Raw genomic sequence first — 17,449 nt, 5'->3', positions numbered from 1 at the left:
TATATTATAATTGGTATTGTATCTTTATATTTTAAATATCCAGTATCTATTTCTGTATAATTAAATAAAAGTAATTGGTAGTATTTAAATGTTTAATGGAGAGATCTTTGGTATAAAATAAATTAATATTTATTGCAATCAGTTAAGGATAACTTCTGGAGTTCTATTAGAACTATCAGTATTCACTGGGATATGTTCTCCAGTATAAGGAACATATAATAACTGATTGTTTTTTATTGCCTCTTCATGCCATTCACTTTCATCTTGACCAATTACCTCAACACGTTGTTGTATAGTGGCAATTCGCATACTACCAATACCTGTTAACCCAGAGGGTAGACGTCCCAGGGTTAACGTTTCTAATATTTTATATGCCTCGTCTCCTAAAGGGGCTCCATTGTTTTGCCAACGTTTATAGGTAATTGCAAAATTCGCGAAATGTTCTGGCGACAGCCAGTGAATAATCATAGAAATATGAGCAGGAAATTCAGCTAAGATTTCGTTTTTTACCCAAGATTCCAGTTTGTGGGGATCAACATTGTCATTCTCAATTAATTGGCGATTAATCACTACGCTGACAACAAATGAAAAGCGATCGGTATGGGCATATTTTTCACTGGAGAAATACCAACGATAACGCCATGCTTTTGCTTTTGATGGGAAATCATTTTGTTGATTTTCGCATTTCTTAAGTTTTATCCGGCCTCTAATGCGATCAAACTCTTTCACGCAAGCTTTAAGTACATAATCAGATGGAGACTTAGAACGAACAGGTGTTCCCGTAGATGGATGAGATGGCTTGTATGGTGAAATCACATATTTTAATGTGATTTCGTCATTTTCTTTGATCATAGCAGGAAAAGGGCTATGAGGACTGGAGGTGATCCAGAGTTCATCTTCTTCTTTATTATTTTGGTGTGTTTCATCTGCATGAACCAGTTGATAATCCATATCTTCCATCCACACTGGGCTGTCGTCCCAACGCAGTTTACCTTCTTCAAATGCCTTTTTCACTCTGTTCAGATTATGCTCCAGATCAGTACTGTTGCGGGTGTTGAGAGAGAATGAATCTTTTCCAATGTCAGTGATCATTTGACCACGTAATGTGAATTCTATATTACTTGTATCTTTAATAATAATCAGGTTAATCACCTGACCATGTAGTAACCGGCCTTCTGTATCTTTTTGCGTAATAATTAAGAGGTGACTTTTAGAATCTGGATCATTTTTAATTTCCAAATAATTAGGTGTTTGTTTTTCATCGAATATTGTATCAGGTTTTACTGGTAAGAGTTGACGATGTTCAATCAAGTAAAAGGGGAGTTTATCCAGCTCTAGTTTTTCTTCGAAACACTTTCCTCCCAAGCCAATACGGGCGGCAATACGTTTTTGAAGCGCCGATACCTTATCAATACGAATATTATTACGTTGATAGGCTAATTCAGGTTGTTGAGCCAGATAGCCACGTTGTGTAGACAGAAAATCCGGTGCGCTTGATGTAAGTGGTTTGGCTGCACAATGAGTACCAAAATATTTCAACAAATGATTCAGTATCTTCAATTCCTTTGCGTAGTTTTGCTGATGGATACCGTTATTATTATTGATTTGAGAATCATCATTTAACTTTTTAATTAAATCGGGTTTTATTTTCTGGTGGATTTTTTGACCAACAGAGTTGGTTTGAAAAGGCCATTGTGAACCATATATCGTATTTCCCCGTTGTTTAAATGCCAATAGCTTTTGTAATAGGGCGAGTTCATCGCAACTATTCGCCAACATTTGTTCAAAAGGCAGCATAAATTGATGTAATTGCACTTGCTGTTGGGTATTGGTCTGTAATCCATAGCAAGCGGGTAATTTATTGCCTGCTGGGTAATAATCCCGTACTTTACGATGTTTTCCCCAGTTCAATAGTTCCGGCTGTGTATTAATAAGAGGTTCTGTAATTATCTTTTCTTCTATCTGTTGTTTAGTCACGACAATTTTAACCCCGCCTTTGGCTGTCATGGTGAGCGATGAGATAATGGATGTTAATGGATCGTTGTCCCATAGTATGGGGTAGTGTCCCGGAGTGATTTCCCAGGACCAATTATCTTCTGGAAGAGGAGAAATTATTGTTTTATTGTATTGTTCAGATAAATTCAAACTAGTGACACTTTTTACCCCATTGATTGTGAGTAGCCGATTAACCAGAGGGCTTAGATTTAATACTGTAGGATGGGTATAATCTTTGATCTGCGGTAATTCTGGTATCCAACCGTGACGTAAATAAGGGCCTTCAAATATCTGTTCATTACTGTAACCTTTTTTAATCATATCCTGTGTGGTATAGCGTAATGGGCTTCCAAGCACCAGTTGTTCCGCTGTCATATAAACTTTAGCGAATATATCAGCGATATCTTTGGCATTATCGTTAAGCTGAATATCAATTTTCAATGGCAGAACGACTGGTTTTAGCCAAATTATTTTACTAACTGATTCCCCCAAGTTACGGTTTTCTTTCAGAAAATCTTTGAGTTTTTTATATACCAGAGGCGGATTTTTATTGTCACTATAAGTTTCCCGGCTGGGACGTAAATAAAGCCAATAGTTTCCTTTCAGCGTTAATTTTCTATCTGGTTGGGAGTTTTTAAAACTATACTCTCGATTTTCTTTGTTATACCAGTATTCATAACGTTTACTTTCAGGCTCACGAATGAGCTGTGCATCGTTAAAGAAAAAATAACCATCACTTTTATCGTTGCTATGTAAATCCAATAAGGCCCGGCGATAATCCTCTTCGGTGATAGGACCACAGGTTAATATCTGTTGTGGGCCAAACTCCTTAGGGAAAATACCATCACCGGGTGTCTGTTCCTCTTGTTTAGGAGTAAGGATATCTTTCAATGATAACGAATGGCGGTAAGCTAAATCAGATGCGCCATAACAACAGGCTTCCAATAAAGTGATACCGGGATCATTTTCCCCTGTATCACTCCAGTTCTTTCCAGCTTGTTGCTCAATAACGGTTTTTGCCTGGGTAAGTAAGGTATCAAAGGTAATATCGTCTTTAATGATAGGAAATAGGGTATCTTGATTATTCATTTGTTAACTCCTTCGTTTAGGGGTTTTTATTCCAGACTAAAATCAGTACTTCATCATCGTCAGCGTCTATACTTTCACCAACGGCACTCTCTGATTGACTGGCTTTTTTCAGCGTTAATTTAGTGACCCGTTCAACCAAAGAGGATTGTTGAATCGTGGCTAATAACTGGTAATAGTCAATGCGATTACCTGGTGTTACGCCGATAGCGATATTTTCTCCCCACGGCATATATTTTCGTCTTAATTCTTGTTGTAGTTGATGATGTCCATAATCAGGGTTAACACCCGAAATAAATATAACTTGATAATTTACCTTGACATCAATGTAGGTTGGATTTTTGATTTCAATAGTTGTCCAGAGACTACTTAATCGATCTATCCATTCGACCATTTCTGTTAACTGGGCCGGATTCAGCTCTGGACGTAGCGCATCATGATTATCTCTATAACGGTTGTCGGGGATTACAATCAATAGTCTCTTTTCCGGTGAAGGAATCTTAGTTAATTCATTGACGGAAGGATGTTTGACATCAAATAAGCTGACAAAATTCTCTTTTAGTAAGGTGACAATATCATTCCAGCTGAGCGCTCGGTTACGATGAGAGAGCCGGGCGGGAATCCGCGTGAGGAATGCTTGTTCTGTTTCTTTTGGGCGCCCGTTCCAGGATGCCCAGGGTTGAGTCACTTCACTGATGGCAACAGATGCATTGACCGGTTGTTTAATGCTGTCGGCAGCCAATTTGTTGATAAGGTGATCTTGCTCAACGGTTTCTGAGTTGATTAACGTGGCAGTTGTGGCGTTATACAGTATACCTTTAATTTTGGGGTAATTTGGTGGGGTTATTTTTATCTGTTTTTTTTCCTGATCTATCTGTGCTTTCAGCCAATACCGTCCATACGGCATTTTGTATGCTTCATTTGAAGCATCCTGTGGTAATTTAGTACTCCAAGCTCCCCATTCATACAAGTTACGGGTTTGGTCGTCAACCTGCTTAGTTAGTGGTTGCCAGGTACTTAGATGATTAAGATAAGACCAGGATAAAGCAAGTTCTTTAGTGCCTTCTAATTGCCAATACAAGGATAAAGTTTGCCCTGGTAGTACACCTGTAAAGCCTAAATAGAATGTGTCATTGGTCAAAGGTCGTGTTTCTCTTGGTGTATCGTCCCAAATAAAATAGGTCAGGGGATGAACGGCGAATTGCTTGGTTTCAGCTGTGGTGTCGTCGATCTTGATTCCTGTAATTTTGGGTAGAGTGGTTCCCTGAGTGGTGCCCAGTTTTAATACCGGAACATTAAAATTCAGGCCCTGAAGGATATCAGATGAGTTGGCAGGTGCATCACCAGATGATAATTCGAGTTCAATAGTCGTCTGGTTAATAAGTTTTATTGACAGGGGAAGCCAGTTATCTCCCGAACTTATCTTAGCGGTTATGTGTTTAGGCTCACCATCCCAAGAGTTTTCTAAGGTCAATGTAATAAGATGTTTTCCCGTTAGATTGGCAAATAAAGGCGAGGCAATCGGGTAGATGGACAGGACCGGGATGTCATAGTCCGTTGGACTAAAAAGCTGAATACCGTTTGCTGGTAATTCAATGTTACCTAAAAGGTTAAGAGGTGTTGCAGATTTCCAGCCATCGTCATCTTTTCGATACCAACGCAGGTCGGTTAGTGTTACCTGATTCGTCTGTGGTGCCATTTGTGCCTTTATCCAATACCGTCCAGCCGGCATTTGAGAGGCTTGATTAGAAGCATCCTGAGGTAATAGGGCACTCCAACCTCCCTTATCAAACAGATTGCGGGTTCTGTCGTGAATTGGCTGAGTTAATGGCTGCCAGGTATTATTTTTATTCAGATAAGACCAGGATAAAGGTAGTTCTTTAAGCCCTTCTAACTGCCAGTACAGGGATAAAGTTTGCCCTGGTAATACATCGGTAAAGCCTAAATAAAATGTGTCACTGATTAATGATGGCATTTCTGCATTTGTGTTGCTCCAGCCAAAAGGAGTTAGGGGATAAACGGTATATTGCCCGGTTTCAAATTTTGCTTTGAATTCAACATGTAATGCACTGATTTTTGGGGTATAGGGTTGATTTTTATTCGTGGGATTTTGCAAATATTGAGCATGCATAAAATCCTGTCCAGACAATTCTATACGTATTGATGCCGGCCAGTCATTGGGCGATGGGTTGTCTGCAAAGGAGTAATCCATTGCAGGTAAGGTAAACGTTAGGCTTTTTCCTTGTGGTTTTGTATCTTCACGAAATAATGCTTGAGCCTCATTTCCATTGAGTACGTCTTTCGTTTTTTGAGAAGTGACTAAATAACCTTGTACTTTAAATACGTCATTATTGTCAGGTTTAGGATCGTATGTGTCATACCATGTTTTGAAATTCTCTGTAGGCAATCCAACCCATTGAAGAGTCAGAGTAAGTGTTGCTTCTTTAGAACCATACCATTCAGGAGCCACTAAATTAAAACCAGAACCTGACGATGGTGATTGACCAAAAGGGAAACTGGTAGCATTTGTTTGTTCAATACCGTCATCAGAGGCATAGAGCACATTGTGGTTGCCGTTAATATTGATCTCAATACCTGTAATCTTGGGTAGAATAATTCCTTGAGTGGTGCTCAGTTTTAAGACCGGTAGATCAAACGTCATATTATCAAGATTGTCTGGAGGGCTGATAGGAGCGTCCTTAGCTGATAAGCAAAGTTTAAGATGTGTGTTATTTTCTTTTTCTACCAATAAGGGAAGCCAATCATTTCCCGAACTGATTTTAGCGGTGATGTGATGAGGATTACCCGTCCACTCGTTTTCCAGTGTGACCTTAATACTACGTTCTCCTTTCGACATGGCAAATAAAGAGGAGGTAATCAGATAACCAGATGAAACCGGGGTATCGTTAGAGGTTGGGCTAAAAAGCTTAATACCGTTTTCAGGTAATTTAATATTATCTGAAAGATTAAGGGGCATTGCAGATTGCCAGCCATCGTTATCTTTCCGATACCAACGCAGGTCGGTCAGTTTTCCTTGGTTCGCCAGTAAATCTGCATCTGATGCATACTGTAATGGGTTTCCGGCACTGTCCTGCCCGGCATCAAAGAGGGTTCCTTTAGGGATAAGGTATTCTGTATTGTCTGTATTTAGGGTAATGCCTAAAGCAACGCTATCCGCTTGGGCACTTCTGGGTTTTAGACCCAATAATTCCCGGTAATAAAGATCACGATGCCGCGCAGGGAAGGTGTTGAATAATACTTTGGTTGTTTCTAATAGTTTTAAAAAAGCCAGGACAAAAGCTTGATGTGCCGGTAAAAAGCCCTTTGCTTTATTCGCATTTTGATAAATATCCGCTAGTTTTTCAGGATTATTTTCCTGAATAAAGTAGAAACTGTCCCAGAACTTATTTTTATCTTGACCGAAAGGAATTTTTTCAGCGTATTCTTTAAGCCAGTTTAAAATATCCAGCGTACTTCTTTCATCAAGTTTAAAATCTGTATCTGGTACGATAGCAGCAAGTTTATTTTCTAATTCGGTGAGTCCCATATTATACCACCTGTTATTAGGCTATATCCCTGATATATTTTCAGGAGTTCGTTGTTATTTAGAAATAAGGTTGAAGGTTTTTTTATCCGGCATTGATAGCATATTGACTGGCAATAAAACGGCCTTTTCCCATACTTGGTGTTGTCACATCAGGCCCGGTTGATGGGTTATTCGCCGGTTGTGTCGGGGTAAAACGGGCAGTAAATTGCTGTCCGGCAACAATGACTGTGATAGGACTGCGACAAAAATTCACCTGTTGGCTGGCATCTAATTGGGCAATGGTGACCATACCCATGCCGAGTATCGGATGGGTGGGGGTAATATATTGCGCCTGGAGTTGTACCTTTTTTTCATCACCCACAATAACGATCTTTTTGCCTTGGATTTGCGCGTGTCCGCTGCCTCTGATAGTCGCCAGCCCTAAAATGGTGACCTGCCGGTTGCCGAATAATGGTTCGAATAGCAGACTATCGCCATCGACGATCAGTTGTTTGCTCATAAGCTCACCTTTGCCCGACCTTCATTGACTTCAAGAATCCCTTCAAGCTGTTGAGTGATTTCGCTGCCTCTTAGGGCATAAGTCACTTGAATATGTAGAGTATTCGGTGAGCCTGTTTTCTGATTGACTTGAATATCTGTGATTTCTGCTCGAGGTTCATAGCGTAGTACTCGCTCTTCAATACGGGTTTGAATATCCGACAACAATTCGTCACTGATATTTTCAAACATATAATCATTTAGACCACAACCATAATCTTCACGCATAATTCGTTCGCCGGGTTCAGTCAGAAAAAGGATCTTCATACTTTGGCGAACATTTTCGGCGCCTTCGGCCATTGCTATTCCAGTTTCAATAGAAAACTCTAGCGGAAATTTCCAACCGCGACCATAAATATCGGCTAATATTTGATTCGTCATTCCAATACCTCACTACTGTGTTAAGTTAATTTTCGCACCCTTAATATCGACGCCGGATTTTCCTGTGGCTGACAGGGATTTTTCCGCTTGTATTTTAATTTCCTGGGCCTGAGTGATGAGATTCTGAGTTGAATTAAACGTAATATCTTTATCCTGTTGCAGAGAAACTTTATTTTCTCCGCTATTAAGTGCCACTGTGTTTTCTTTGTTATCGAATATTAATGCTTGTTGTTTATCTCCCTGTTTGATGACTAAAGTTTTCACTGGATTTTTCTCACTGGGTTCTAACGGAGATTTATTTTTAGGATTATGCATGGAACCTAATATCACCGGAAAACGGGGATCGCACTCAAAGAAACCAACAATCACTTCATCCCCCGGTTCTGGATAAAAGCAAAATCCACTTTCATGACTGGCATAAGGTTTACCCAGCCGGGCAAAAAGTACACCTTGAGTCAGGTTTAACGCCGGGATTCTGATCGGAATACGGCCCAGTGATTGGCTGTCTTGTTGGTATTTTTCCACAATACCGATATGCAGCTCTTTAACTTGCGGTACGGGATGTTCCACGTCTGGCTGCATACCTAAGGTTAACCGGGTGCGCCAGCCTTGTCGTTGATTAATTCTCTGACTGACACCGGTGATAATCACCTGACCATCCATGCCTTGACCAAAGCCGTTTAGTGCAAGGAGATCACCGGGTTGATAGTGGTCATTGCCTTCAACTTCAACGCTGCCGGAGATGTTATGGCTTCGCAGGTTATCCATGATGCCTTGAGCAAGATGTTTGGTTTGTTCATTATCCAGCGGGTAGCTGAGAACCCATTGCCATTCTTGACTGGTGAGGGTTTCGATGCTGTCTATTGCCAGCTTGTGACTGCCAAGCCCGCTGTTTTTTGCCTGAGTTCCTTGGGAAAGCTTTTGTTGGGCAATATCCCAGGCGCGTATATTCACTGTCTTAGGGCTGTGTTGGTTATTCCATTGCAGATCCGCTTCAAACAGCACGATGTCCTGATCGCCGCCACGTGGGTGGATCGTATGTACAGTTGAATGATTCAGGGCCTTAGGTGTTGTCAACGTCACCGATTCATTGCCGGGCAGCAGCCAGGTGTTAGTGGCAACCAGTCGGCTTTTTAAGAATGCCCAGTCATTGCAACGAAATTGCACCATTTGTTCATGAGTGGTTTTGAGTTGAGGCGCTTGTTTTATCTTTGTTTGAATACCGTTTTGATTGAATAGTTTCTTGATAATCGCTTCATCACTCTGTTTATTGAATAGCTGCGAGTGAAAGCTATGGGTTAGTTTTTGTAGATGATGTTTTACTGTCAGAGTAACGATGCTGTCCTGACCTTTAAGCCCCAGTGTCTGTCGAACGATGACGCCCTTAAACAACACGGCTTTTTGGAGTTGAACAATAAGTTCATGGCTTGGACGGCAGCTTGCTAATTCAGCCTGCGTCTTGGTGTCAAAAATATGACCGGCATCACCAGCTATGCCCAGAGTGATGTTGGCCGAAGGAATGCCATTGATGTGATGGTTTACTGTCAGGCTGATGACAGTAAACTGGTTGAGTGTTTTGCCACCTATCTTGATGGTTACTGAGGGTATTTTCATGCATCCCCCTTAGCTTGCAGTGTTTGTCCGGGGGTAAAGTCATCAAGATTATCCAGTCCGTTTTGCCAGGCCAGAGAGAGATAATCGATGCCACCGGCCAGAGAAGCACCTGCACCCAATGCTATCAGTGGCAGGGAGAGCATATCGGTTACGCTGACTGCGGTGGCTGGCGGGGATTTTAATTGCCGTTCGGTAGCTTGAATAACGAAGCTTTCGTCTGCAACCAGCGATAAGGTGGCACTGGCCCGCAGCGGCGTGGCGTCCCGATCAAACAGGGTGTAATTAATGGTGAGGCCATTGGCACGGCAGGCAAAATAGCCTTTGTTTTCCCAGCGCATTTTGCCCCATTTGATTTTAAGGAAGTGGGGCACTTTGGTGCTGGCATCTACCGCACACAGGGATTTCAGGGTCGCAAGCTGGGTTTCTATTGGTGTGTTATTACCGGGCATGGATGCATCAAACAGCAGAACTAATGACAATCCGGCTGGCTGGGATAACATATAGCGGCTGCTTTGGCTGGCACGGTTAACACTTTCATCTTGTTGATAGCGGGTTTGATAATCGAGTTGGATCGTGTCGGGGTTATACATGGCCTGTAAACTGCCGACGGAAACTTTCCCTTCCCGGTCTTTGAAGGCGGTGAGGGTGAGTCTGGACAGGCCGCGTTCAATTAAGCTCATAATAGCCTCCTGTTTCACGCAATGCGTCTAACACTTCCTGTTTCACCAGATCAATCAGACGGGCGTTATCCAGTTTTTCCTGGGCTAATGTTAGTGGGGATAATGGGTCACTCGCGGAATCGGTGACTTTGGCCTGAATAATCAGTTCCTTAATTTCTATAGTCATGCTTTCACTCCTAACCAGCGCATATCCTGGTAACGTAATTCCAGGGAATTCACCAAAACGGCATTGCTATTGGCATCAAAGTCGCTGGTGGACCATCGAACCGGTAGCGCATTACTGATTGTCCAGCTTCCCACGGGTAAAGACTGTTCATTTAGCAGCATGACGACAACATCGGCATAAATCGCTTTTTCGCCGCGCAGGACGCGATCAAACACTAAGGTTAGCGGTGTGATCGTCATGACACCACGCTCCAGCACCAGGCTGCCATGCTGGATTTTTTCGGCCAGCCAGACATTTCTGGCGTTTTCCCCGCCCTGGCTGTGTTGGGTGGTTTGCAACTCACGGTTCAGACCTGATATCCGTTGAAAGGCGATGTCGAGCGGGCTGGGGATATTGTTAAAAAGAAAGCTGGCGATAAAACGGTGTGACACTGACGGGGTGTATAAATTGTGCATGTTTTGCCCCTGTTTAATTTAATGGGTGGTTCCGGTACGGGTATCAAATGTCAGATTCAGCTCAATAAATTCCGCCGGAATTAATAGGGCCAGTTTGATTTTCATGATCATTTTCCCGGCCAGTATATCCGCTTCACTCATTGATTCGTTCACACCCAGTAGTAACTCAAATGCCTGATCTTCCTGGGTGCCGCGCAATCCGCCTTTTAACCATAACTGACGCAGCCAGTTGTAGGCCTGACCTTTAAACTTCATCCAGGTGATCGCGTTATTAGGTTCAAAGACAAAGGCACGGCCCAGTTGAGTCATATGGGTTTCGATATAGGAAACCAGACGGCGGATTTGGATATAGCGCCAGGGAGAATCGGGTATGTTGTCCAGAGTGCGGCATCCCCAGATTTTAATGCCTTTGCCGGGGAAGCTGCGAACCAGATTCAGTGAGGTACTGTCCCGATTAAAGAGGCCGTCGGCTTCAATATAAGAGCGTACCGGGCTGATCACCTTGGCTAAAGCTACATTGGCGGGCGCGGTCCATATTCCTTTCTGGCTGTCGTTACACTGGATGACGGCGGCGACCGCAGCGGTAGGCGAAAGTACGATATGTTTATCTTTCTCCTGATAAGTGCTTATCAGCCTTGGCCAGTATACGGCACCCCACTGTCGATCACTTGAGGAAAAATTAGCTAGGCAATTAGCTGCTAGTGTTGGATCGTCCGGGGCATCCAGTAATCCCATGATGCCGCGCCGACTTTTACAAAGGTCGAGTATTGATTGCCATGCTTGTTGCCAAAGGTTTTCTTTAGTGTGGGTGATAGCCTTTAATCCTAGGCTGTCGAGTGGTTCTATGAAAAAATCAAGTAATAATAACCCGGCTTTTATTCCTTGGGTAATGATATCATCTTGGTTAAAGCGGGTAATATCAGGAGCGATAATTAGCGTGATTTCATGTTCTGCGGAAATCGCTTGTTTCACCCACTCCTGTTGTAGGGCGGTGATCAATAATTGAAAATCGGCTAGCGATTTATCATGACCCAATGACAGTACATAGGCTTGTTGTCCGCCGTTTTCAAAAAAGTGGCGCACTGAATAATAGGTTAATCCTGATTCACCAAAATTTGGGGTAAAATCAGTCAGGCTGTTTAGTTTAACGGTGGTTTTATTGCTTGGTTTTTTTGGGGTATAACCAATAAAAACGGGTACACCGATAAATTTATTATTTGGCTTCAAGGATATAGAGTGTTCCGTTATTGTGACTCCAGGCTGTTTTGTCTCTGTTGTCATTATAATCTCCTCAATGACTGAATGGACGCGGTGTTAAACCGCGCCTCAGTACGATTACTGTGCTACGTTTTGTGAAAATTGAAGGATAATAAATTCAGCCGGACGCACGGCGGCCATACCGACTTTGACAATCATTTTGCCTTGTTGAATGTCAGTGTCGGACATGGTGACACCTTTACCAATTTGGACGAAGTAGGCTTCTTGCGGTTTATTTCCCGCTAGTGCTCCTTGTTGCCAAAGTTGATAGAGGTAGTTGTCAATGGCTGCTTGAACCCGTTTCCAGGTTGGCTGGCTATTCGGTTCAAAGACAGCAAATTGCATTGCCTTTTTGATATCCCGTTCTGCCGCATTAAATAAACGTCGAACCGGGATATAGCGCCAATTGTCCGTTTTATCTAATGTGCGGGCTCCCCAAATTAGTGTGCCTTTGCCGGTAAAGGCACGGATGACATTAATACCCGCTTCATTCATGGTACCTTGATCGGTATCTGTGATCGCCACAGACGGTTTAGCATTATTCAATGCCAGGTTAGCGGGAGCTTTCCAGACACCACGATTGGCATCGGTTGCGGCATAGGCACCCGCGACTGCGGCACTTGGGGGGAGAGTAATTGGTATTGTTGGTATGTTAGCAACTTTCCATTTACTATCGATTTCTGTTTTAGCCTTAGCATATTCTCCTGGAGAGACAGTTTTCAGTGCAGCTAGTGTAGTAGCATCTTCATAACCGCTCAGAGTAATATCAGCATCTGCTGGTTGGCTATAAGTAAAAGAAGTCACTAAATCAGGGTAATAGACAGCGGTTTTATCTAGTTGGGTATTGGGTTTATTGGTTCCATCTGAACTATCAGCAATCAGGAAGTAACCTACTTTTTTATCCCCTAATAGCGGGTTTACTGCACTGTAGACCGCCTGTTTTGTGTGGGGTGTTAGTGTTGTATCCGTTTCAGGACAGACCAGTAAGGTAATCTCTTGTTGTTTTTCAATCAGATCTGGCAGTGCTGCTAATTCTGTTTCTCCTAACGGCAACAGATAACATACGCCGCCGCCATTGTTAAAGTAGTGTTGTATTGCAAAGGCACTCAAAGAAGTAGCTGTGACAGTAGCTGCATATGTATAAGTTTTTGGGGAATTCTCATCCCCACTTGTAGTTGTAGCTTTCACTGATACGGCCGGTGAGAGTGAAAACTGCGAAGTAAAATCCAACCAATTGGCGATTCTAATACAGCTCCCTTTTGCGGGTTGGCTCCCGTCTTTTTTGAAAAACTTACCAATAAAAACGGGAATCGCTGTGGGGCTGGAGTTAATCGATAGTGATAGTGAGGCGTCTTCTTCAATATAAACGCCCGGTGTGGCATAGGTTGCAGAAGCCATAAGGTTTTCCTTAAATAAGGTAAATAGGCGGTGATCCTGAATCAATTACCGGCTCTATTAAGACTGGGCAACGTTCTGGGTAAATTGCAGAATAATGAATTCAGCAGGCCGAACCGCCGCCATACCGACTTTGACAATCATTCTTCCCTGTTTTATATCGTCTTCGGTCATGGTGGTGCCTTTACCGATTTGCACAAAGTAAGCCTGTTCAGCTTTGTTGCCTGCCAGTCCGCCTTGTTGCCAGAGGGAATAGAGATAGTTATCGATAGCCCGGTGTACGGCTTTCCAGGTTGGTTGGCTGTTGGGTTCAAATACCGCGAAACTCATGGCATTTTTGATATCCCGCTCCGCGCTGTTAAACAGGCGGCGAACCGGGATATAACGCCAGTTATCGTTATCCTCAAGTGTGCGAGCTCCCCAGACGGTAGTACCGGTATTTGGAAATTCACGGATCATATTGATGGCTTTAGCGGTATTATAGGTACCTTGCAAATCATCTGTGACTTTAAACTTCGGTTTCACTCCGCCTTGTAATACAACATTTGCAGGTGCTTTCCAAACACCTCGGCTGTTATCGACACTGGCATAAATACCGGCCATCACGGCGCTAGGTGGAATATCAACGTTGGTTTTATTTGTCCCCCATTCGGCAGTTAGCCAAGGGTAATAAACGGCGGCAAAAGAGTTTTGGTCATAATCATCTCGAGATGTGCCATTAGAATTTAACTCTCCGGTTGGACCATCAAGAATGGCAAATAATCCTTTTCCTGATTGACAAAGTGTACTTACCGCAGTCTTGATATCTTCTCCGGCAGCAACCAGTAATGTGACATCGTCAAGTTTTGGAACTTGATTTGTTAGTTCACTCGTTTTTACGATATAGCAATATCCACCGCCATTAATAAAATAGGCACGTAATGAAACATCAAGCGTGTCGTCGGGATTAAACGGCCCGTTTTTTATTTTTAAATACTCCAGCCAGCTATTAATACGAATATGGGTATTAGTTGATATTAATGAATTTTCATTTTTGACAGCAAAAACAGGCACTGCCGTTGCACTGGAGCGAACAGAAAGTGACAGTGAGGCGTCTTCTTCAATATAAACGCCGGGATAGGTTGTCGTTGTTGGCATATATTGCCTCCAATTATTGGGCGGTATTTTGTGTAAATGTTTTAAGCTGCCTGAATGGTTACCCGATCCGCAGTAAGTTTTATTTCTTGAACTGCAATATCATTGCTGGTGGCATCAAAAGAAGGGGAGGTTAATGAAGTTGGGAACGCATTTGCTACGCTCCAGGTCATTAAAATTTCTGTCCCGGCTTCATTGGTCAGATTAATTGCAACGTCTTTTTTCTCAACCTGATTAAGCTGAATGGAATTAAGCCAGTCAAAAAGTTTAGTATCCCCAGGGAATACCCCTTTACGTAGCGTAATATTGATTAACTGACGTTGGCCCGGCATTTTATAATAATTACCGGTACCATCTTTATATTCTATTACATCATACGTAATATCGAGCCCAGAAACGCTGTTGAAAGGGATTTGTTCATCACCAACGGAGACAACAAATCGATAAGTAGGAATAGGATAGTTAACAGCGATTTGATCTGTAGTTGTGGCCATAATTATTTCCTTTATTTTTCATTTATATTGCGAATTAAAAGTGATTATTGCTTTGTTTTTATTAGCACTGAGCTATAGACAATAGCTACCGCACTAACCTGATTTGCCTTGGTTATTCTTTATATAGAAACGTTACTCGGTGAATTTGAGATCACATTGATGATCACGTTGAATTATAGTGAACCCAAGTTAATTTCAAATACTAATTATTAATATTTAAAATTATCAATTAATCAAACTATAACTACATAAATTATTTTGTAATCACATGGTTATATTTTTCTATAAAAGGATGAATAAATAGTGTGTTATAAATTTTGATATATAAATGATGGTGAGTTTTGGCAAAGCGATTTGTTAACAGAGGGTTACGTATACTTATTTTCTTAAGTTTAATATGTCAGATTATTAGGTTTTAATAACGAACAATGGAGATTAATGTTGCTGTTTTATAGTTTTCCTATAATAACAAATATTTTTTGTGGGGATTCTAATAGAGATAACTTGGATTTGTTTCCTTTACTTATTTCCATATTACTATCTATTATTACTAGGCTATGATTCATATCGTTTGGTTTTTATGGATAAAGTTACTTCTGGTTTTAATAACCTAATTAATCTGTCTAAAGGAATATTATCTTATGAATTACAAATGCTTATTAACTATTTCAACCGCAGTATCGTTTGCCATTTTTAGTTTTTCATCATTTAGTCACGATAAACTTTCTCTTCCTGCTACTGAAATCACTAAAAAAGTTAATGCTGAGATGGCATCAACATTACCATTCAATGATAAATCTGATTTTGATGATGCTAAACGAGGTCTTATTGCCAGACCTGATTCTCTGATTATTCGTGATGATAAAGGTAACGTAATATTAGATCTTGATAGTTATCGTAAATTTATTACCGATAAAACACCGGCTCCAGATACCGTTAACCCCAGCTTGTGGCGTAATGCACAACTTAATGTGGAATATGGGCTCTATAAAGTGAGCGATCGTATTTATCAAGTGCGTGGTTATGATATAGCTAATGTGACCTTTATTGCAGGAGATACCGGGTGGATTGTTTTAGATCCGGCTACATCCACTGAAACAGCAAAAGCAGCCTATGATCTGGTCAGTAAACACTTGGGTAAGAAGCCGGTGGTGAGTGTGATTTACAGCCATTCTCACGTTGATCACTACGGTGGTGTACGCGGTATTGTCAACGAGGAGGATGTTAAAGCAGGAAAAGTGCAAGTTATTGCGCCAGAAGGTTTTATGGAACAGGCTGCTAGTGAAAAGGTGATTGCCGGTAATGCCATGAGTCGTCGGGCTATTTATATGTTTGGTTCTTTGTTGCCACGGGCTCCACAGGGGCATGTAGGGACAGGTTTGAGTGCGGAAGTTGCGACTGGAACGGTAACGTTGATCCCACCAACACGTACTATCAAGCTGACGGGTGAAAAAGTAACGATTGATGGTGTGGAGATGGTATTTCAGGTGACGCCTGGTACGGAAGCTCCCGCAGAGATGAATACTTGGTTTCCACAATGGAAAGCGATGTGGATGGCGGAAAATACCACGAATACCATGCATAATATTTTGTCGTTGCGAGGTGTTCAGGTACGTAATGCTTTAGCCTGGTCGAAATATATTGATCAAATTATTGAGTTATATGGGGATCAAGTCGAGGTAAAATTCCAGAGCCACCAATGGCCGATGTGGGGTAAAGAGCGTGTGGTGGATTATTTTAAAAAACAACGCGATTTATACAAATATATTCATGACCAAACAGTGAATCTGATGAATAAAGGCTACACGGGTGAAGAAATTTCCGAGATGCTCAGATTGCCACCAGAGCTTGCACGTTATTTTCCGAACCGTGGCTATCATGGATCACTGAGCCATAATGTGCGGGCGGTTTATCAGTTCTATATGGGTTGGTACAGTGGAAATCCTTCTGATTTGAATAACTTGCCTCCGAAACCTTCTGCGATTAAATATGTGGAATATATGGGCGGTGAAGCGGCGTTGATAAAACGGGCGCAGGCTGATTTTGATAAGGGCGAATACCGTTGGGTGGCTCAAGTGCTCAAACATGTTGTTTTTGCTAATCCCGATAGTGTGGTGGGAAAAACCTTACTGGCTAAAACTTATGAGCAGTTGGGTTATCAATCCGAATCAAACTCCTGGCGTTCGATCTATTTGCAGGGCGCATCGGAACTGCGTCACGGTGTACCAAAATCTGGCGGCCTGAATGCTGGTAGCCCGGATACTATTCGTGCCATATCACCTGAAATGTTATTCGATTACCTGGCAGTGCGGTTGAATGGGCCTAAAGCTGCCGGTAAGAAATTGGTGATGAACATTAATCTCACCGATCTCAATAAGCGTTATACACTGACCGTGGAAAATGGGGTGCTGAATTATACGGATAAACAAGTGACACGGGCTGATGTCACATTAACGTTAGCCAAGACTGTTCTGGATAAAATTCACTTGAGCAAAGAAGAGTTTGACGATCAGGTACAAAAACGGAATGTGAAAATTAAGGGCGATCGCACTAAGTTTAATGAATTTATTGGGATGCTGGATAACTTTCCATTCTGGTTCAATATTGTGACGCCTCGAGCAGAGCAGAATATGATGTAATTCCTGACATCTGGTTGCTGATTTTTAAATACAAACTACAGCGGTTACGCTGTAGTTTGATTCAATATA

Annotated in this window: 13 protein-coding genes; 1 reads left to right on the top strand and 12 read right to left on the bottom strand. The window is 42.0% G+C overall.

The annotated features are described in order from the left end of the window. Positions 1–138 precede the first annotated feature (138 nt). The 12 genes from ACGF63_RS01440 to ACGF63_RS01385 all read right to left on the bottom strand — a co-directional run bounded on the left by ACGF63_RS01440 (position 139) and on the right by ACGF63_RS01385 (position 14,741). The gene (locus ACGF63_RS01440; RefSeq protein WP_387628390.1) at positions 139–3,084 is read right to left on the bottom strand and encodes a hypothetical protein; all 2,946 of its coding nucleotides are present in this window, start codon (positions 3,082–3,084) and stop codon (positions 139–141) included. A 16-nt stretch (positions 3,085–3,100) separates the two neighbouring features. Then, positions 3,101–6,628, bottom strand: a complete 3,528-nt coding sequence (locus ACGF63_RS01435) for a hypothetical protein (RefSeq protein ID WP_152961996.1) — start codon at positions 6,626–6,628, stop codon at positions 3,101–3,103. 82 nt (positions 6,629–6,710) lie between these two features. Continuing rightward, positions 6,711–7,127, bottom strand: a complete 417-nt coding sequence (locus tag ACGF63_RS01430; protein ID WP_152961998.1) for a hypothetical protein — start codon at positions 7,125–7,127, stop codon at positions 6,711–6,713. Next, positions 7,124–7,546, bottom strand: a complete 423-nt coding sequence (locus ACGF63_RS01425) for a GPW/gp25 family protein (protein ID WP_152962000.1) — start codon at positions 7,544–7,546, stop codon at positions 7,124–7,126. Before ACGF63_RS01425 ends, ACGF63_RS01430 begins: the two co-directional genes overlap by 4 nt. 12 nt (positions 7,547–7,558) lie before the next feature. Further along, entirely contained in the window at positions 7,559–9,160 is a 1,602-nt protein-coding gene (locus ACGF63_RS01420) for a phage baseplate assembly protein V (protein ID WP_387628386.1), read from the bottom strand. Beyond that, positions 9,157–9,840 carry a hypothetical protein gene (locus ACGF63_RS01415; protein WP_152962003.1) on the bottom strand — a complete coding sequence of 228 codons (684 nt, stop codon included), beginning with the start codon at positions 9,838–9,840 and terminating at the stop codon, positions 9,157–9,159. Before ACGF63_RS01415 ends, ACGF63_RS01420 begins: the two co-directional genes overlap by 4 nt. Then, on the bottom strand, positions 9,827–10,006 hold the full coding sequence (locus tag ACGF63_RS01410) for a DUF5908 family protein (protein ID WP_152962005.1): 180 nt from the start codon (positions 10,004–10,006) through the stop codon (positions 9,827–9,829). The genes ACGF63_RS01415 and ACGF63_RS01410 overlap by 14 nt, the downstream gene beginning before the upstream one ends. Next, the gene (locus ACGF63_RS01405) at positions 10,003–10,461 is read right to left on the bottom strand and encodes a phage tail protein (RefSeq protein WP_036847045.1); all 459 of its coding nucleotides are present in this window, start codon (positions 10,459–10,461) and stop codon (positions 10,003–10,005) included. Before ACGF63_RS01405 ends, ACGF63_RS01410 begins: the two co-directional genes overlap by 4 nt. Positions 10,462–10,479: 18 nt before the next feature. Then, on the bottom strand, positions 10,480–11,742 hold the full coding sequence (locus tag ACGF63_RS01400; protein ID WP_152962007.1) for a phage tail sheath C-terminal domain-containing protein: 1,263 nt from the start codon (positions 11,740–11,742) through the stop codon (positions 10,480–10,482). A 54-nt stretch (positions 11,743–11,796) separates the two neighbouring features. After that, positions 11,797–13,116, bottom strand: coding sequence for a phage tail sheath C-terminal domain-containing protein (locus ACGF63_RS01395; protein ID WP_152962009.1), 1,320 nt, complete (start codon positions 13,114–13,116; stop codon positions 11,797–11,799). A 57-nt stretch (positions 13,117–13,173) separates the two neighbouring features. Next, entirely contained in the window at positions 13,174–14,250 is a 1,077-nt protein-coding gene (locus tag ACGF63_RS01390) for a phage tail sheath C-terminal domain-containing protein (RefSeq protein ID WP_152962011.1), read from the bottom strand. Positions 14,251–14,291: 41 nt separating this feature from the next. Then, positions 14,292–14,741, bottom strand: a complete 450-nt coding sequence (locus tag ACGF63_RS01385) for a phage tail protein (protein WP_387628380.1) — start codon at positions 14,739–14,741, stop codon at positions 14,292–14,294. 641 nt (positions 14,742–15,382) lie between these two features. On the opposite strand from ACGF63_RS01385, the gene ACGF63_RS01380 reads away from it, so the two are divergent. Then, positions 15,383–17,380 carry an alkyl/aryl-sulfatase gene (locus tag ACGF63_RS01380; protein ID WP_387628378.1) on the top strand — a complete coding sequence of 666 codons (1,998 nt, stop codon included), beginning with the start codon at positions 15,383–15,385 and terminating at the stop codon, positions 17,378–17,380. Positions 17,381–17,449 lie beyond the last annotated feature (69 nt).

Origin of the sequence: Photorhabdus sp. RM322S, assembly GCF_042879395.1 — a bacterium.
Taxonomy (GTDB): Bacteria; Pseudomonadota; Gammaproteobacteria; order Enterobacterales; family Enterobacteriaceae; genus Photorhabdus; species Photorhabdus khanii.
This window is presented reverse-complemented; position numbering and strand designations above follow the sequence as displayed.

Coding starts and splice junctions, on each gene's coding strand:
- ACGF63_RS01440 (WP_387628390.1), bottom strand. CDS start 3,084: ATGAATAATCAAGATACCCTATTTCCTATCATTAAAGACGATATTACC.
- ACGF63_RS01435 (WP_152961996.1), bottom strand. CDS start 6,628: ATGGGACTCACCGAATTAGAAAATAAACTTGCTGCTATCGTACCAGAT.
- ACGF63_RS01430 (WP_152961998.1), bottom strand. CDS start 7,127: ATGAGCAAACAACTGATCGTCGATGGCGATAGTCTGCTATTCGAACCA.
- ACGF63_RS01425 (WP_152962000.1), bottom strand. CDS start 7,546: ATGACGAATCAAATATTAGCCGATATTTATGGTCGCGGTTGGAAATTT.
- ACGF63_RS01420 (WP_387628386.1), bottom strand. CDS start 9,160: ATGAAAATACCCTCAGTAACCATCAAGATAGGTGGCAAAACACTCAAC.
- ACGF63_RS01415 (WP_152962003.1), bottom strand. CDS start 9,840: ATGAGCTTAATTGAACGCGGCCTGTCCAGACTCACCCTCACCGCCTTC.
- ACGF63_RS01410 (WP_152962005.1), bottom strand. CDS start 10,006: ATGACTATAGAAATTAAGGAACTGATTATTCAGGCCAAAGTCACCGAT.
- ACGF63_RS01405 (WP_036847045.1), bottom strand. CDS start 10,461: ATGCACAATTTATACACCCCGTCAGTGTCACACCGTTTTATCGCCAGC.
- ACGF63_RS01400 (WP_152962007.1), bottom strand. CDS start 11,742: ATGACAACAGAGACAAAACAGCCTGGAGTCACAATAACGGAACACTCT.
- ACGF63_RS01395 (WP_152962009.1), bottom strand. CDS start 13,116: ATGGCTTCTGCAACCTATGCCACACCGGGCGTTTATATTGAAGAAGAC.
- ACGF63_RS01390 (WP_152962011.1), bottom strand. CDS start 14,250: ATGCCAACAACGACAACCTATCCCGGCGTTTATATTGAAGAAGACGCC.
- ACGF63_RS01385 (WP_387628380.1), bottom strand. CDS start 14,741: ATGGCCACAACTACAGATCAAATCGCTGTTAACTATCCTATTCCTACT.
- ACGF63_RS01380 (WP_387628378.1), top strand. CDS start 15,383: ATGAATTACAAATGCTTATTAACTATTTCAACCGCAGTATCGTTTGCC.